This is a genomic window from Nonomuraea antri, from assembly GCF_013283785.1.
In the GTDB taxonomy this organism is placed as follows: Bacteria; Actinomycetota; Actinomycetes; order Streptosporangiales; family Streptosporangiaceae; genus Nonomuraea; species Nonomuraea antri.
In genome coordinates this window covers 1-2656 of the sequence record NZ_JABCPZ010000473.1, presented here as the reverse complement: position 1 = coordinate 2656, position 2656 = coordinate 1, and the positions used below count along the sequence as shown (strand labels likewise).

The 2656-nt window shown below is 70.1% G+C and carries 2 protein-coding genes; one reads left to right on the top strand and one right to left on the bottom strand.

Annotated features, from left to right (window positions below; all coding sequences use genetic code 11):
- Nucleotides 1-933 precede the first annotated feature (933 nt).
- Nucleotides 934-1731, bottom strand: coding sequence for a fumarylacetoacetate hydrolase family protein (locus HII36_RS54570; RefSeq protein WP_217371134.1), 798 nt, complete (start codon nt 1729-1731; stop codon nt 934-936).
- 643 nt (nt 1732-2374) lie between these two features.
- Here HII36_RS54570 and HII36_RS54565 point away from each other — a divergent pair.
- Nucleotides 2375-2584 carry a hypothetical protein gene (locus tag HII36_RS54565; RefSeq protein WP_173531276.1) on the top strand — a complete coding sequence of 70 codons (210 nt, stop codon included), beginning with the start codon at nt 2375-2377 and terminating at the stop codon, nt 2582-2584.
- Nucleotides 2585-2656 lie beyond the last annotated feature (72 nt).

The window sequence follows — 2656 nt, the reverse complement described above, 5'->3', positions numbered from 1 at the left end:
AAGAGACAGCCCTCCCGGCACCGCCGATATTTCCGGCAGCACGTGCCTTCCCAGCACCGCCCTCACTTCCCGCACCAGGCACACTCCCCGCACCACACGCACTCCCCGCATCGCCCTCACTTCCCGCGCTTTCTGCGCCACCCACACCGTCGGCGCCACCCACGCCCTCGGCACCACTCGCGCCCTCCGCCTTGCTCACTCTCACCGCGCCGCCCACCCTCGCCGCGCCTCCAGGGCTCCCGGCACGACTCACACCCTCCGCGCCACCCGCCCTCGCCGCGCCTCCACGGCTTTCGGCACTGCTCACACCCTCCGCGCCACCCGCGCCCTCGGCACCGCTCACGCCCCCCGCGCTGCCCGCGTCTCCAGAACCGCCCACACCCTCTGCACCGCCCCGCTCCGCTGCCTGTACTCCCGCGTCCCTTGCCGCGCCCATCGGCTCAGCGGCATCGCGCGGTAAGGCGCCAGCGGCCGGGACGGGAGGCGCATCCTCCGAGGCGGCCTGCACGACGGCACCGCTGCCCGAGGCTGCACGGCGGTTCCCCGGAGCGGAGTCCTGCCTGAGAGCGCCGACGACCGCAGCGCGCCCATCACCCTCACGAGCAGCGGCACCCGTGGAAACGTCGGCCGTCGGGCCGCGCTGTCCGTCCTCCGAAACGGCCCGCACAACAGCAGCGCCAACCGAAACCACGCGGTCATCCCCCGGAGCAGCGTCCTGCCGAAGGACCCCGACGACCGCAGCACGCCCATCACCCCCACGAGCAGCGACACCTGGGAAAACTCCGGCAGCCAGGCTGGGCTGTTCACCTTCCAGAGCAGTCTGCACAACGGGACCGGCAGCCAAGGCCAGGCCGTCAGTCTCACGAGCAGCGCCTGGGAAGGCGTCCGGGAAAGCGGCCGCGATCGGAGCCTGGCGATCCGGCTCGGGCGCCGTCATGCCTGGCCGACCGTCTGGCGCTGGCGGCCGAGGCCGTCGATCTCCAGCTCGACCACGTCACCGGTCCGCAGGTACGGCTGCCCGGGCAAGCCCATCGCCACCCCCGCGGGCGTGCCGGTGTTGATCACGTCGCCGGGCTCGAGCACCATGAACCAGCTCAGGTACCTGACGATCTCGGCCGCGTCGAAAATCATGTCCTTGGTGTTGCCGTTCTGGCGTTGTTCGCCGTTCACCCACAGCCGCAGCGCGAGGTTCTGCGGATCGCCCACCTCGTCCGCCGTGACCAGCCACGGTCCGAACGGGTTGAACGTCTCGCACGACTTGCCCTTGTCCCACTGCCCGCCGCGATCAAGCTGGAACTCCCGCTCGGAGACGTCGTTGGAGATCGCGTAGCCCGCGATGACGTCCAGCGCCTCCTCGCGACCCTCCAGGTAGCGGGCCGGTTTGCCGATGACGATGGCCAGCTCGACTTCCCAGTCAGTCTTCACGCTGCGCCGGGGCACGAGCACCTCGTCGTACGGGCCGACCATGGTGTTGGCGGCCTTCATGAACACGACGGGCTCGGCCGGCGGCTCGGCGCCCGATTCCGCGGCGTGGTCCCGGTAGTTGAGCCCGATGCAGACGATCTTGCCGGGACGTGCGATGGGCGCCCCGACCCGCAGCCCGTCGGCGTCGACGACGGGCAGGTCATCGCGTTCGAGTGCGGCACGGACGCGGGCCACTGCCCCGGATGCGAGGAAAGCCCCGTCGATCTCGGGCTCTCCGATGTCGCGCAGGTGGCCGGCGGCGTCCATCACCACCGGACGCTCCCGACCGACGGGTCCTACTCGCAGCAGTTTCACACTGCACCCTTCGCCTCATACATCGGATGTCTTTGGTTTCGATACTGCGTGACGGCGGCAGGATGTGTCAAGAGCCGAACATCGGCGATGAATACATCGGACGAAACCTCTTGTCTGAATCGACTGCGCAGTGTTAACAACGTCTCCGGCCCCAACGAAAGGCTGCCCGTGACCGACCAGGAGTCCCCCCAACGGCAGGCCAGAGCTTCCCCGCACGGACCGACCAGACGCTCCCCTCACCACCCGTCCAGAACCTCGCCACATGGACCACCCGGGTGCTCCCCCGCCACCCGGCCAGGAGCTCCCAACACGGACCGATCGGGAATTCTCCTCACCCTCCGCACAGGACCTCCCGCCCTGGTGAACCGCGCGTTCCCTCACGTCGTACCGTGCTCGGCGGCGGGCTAGGCGGACTGGTCCTCGGACTGCTCCCCGCGATCACCTAGGTTGCGAACCCCGGCCGCCACCGATCCCCGGTTCCCGATCAAGTACCGGCTGGAGACGCCAGGCGGGTGGTCTGCGTTTCTCCGCCCTCAGGGTCGCACTGGGTTCTGCTGCCCGGAGCTGCCACGAGGGCCCGCCCCTCGGCCACGGCGTGCTCCGCGCCAGCGTCTACACCGGCCCCAAAGGCCGCCTGGCGTTCACGCTCGACGACAGCCGGGCACGCGATCACCAGAGCGCGGGCGGCACCTTGTTCGGCCAGGCCAGGCCGCGCATCGGCCGGCTCACGGCCCTGCGGCTGTCACGCAGCGCCGACCTGCACCTGTTCACCCTCCTCCTGGCGACCCTCAACCCGCGCGGATGAAGACAGGCGGATTAAGGCTGGCAGGTCGAGGCAGGCTTAGCGAGTGAGGCACGAGGGCGAGCGAGACGGGCG

Coding starts and splice junctions, on each gene's coding strand:
- HII36_RS54570 (WP_217371134.1), bottom strand. CDS start 1,731: ATGGACGCCGCCGGCCACCTGCGCGACATCGGAGAGCCCGAGATCGAC.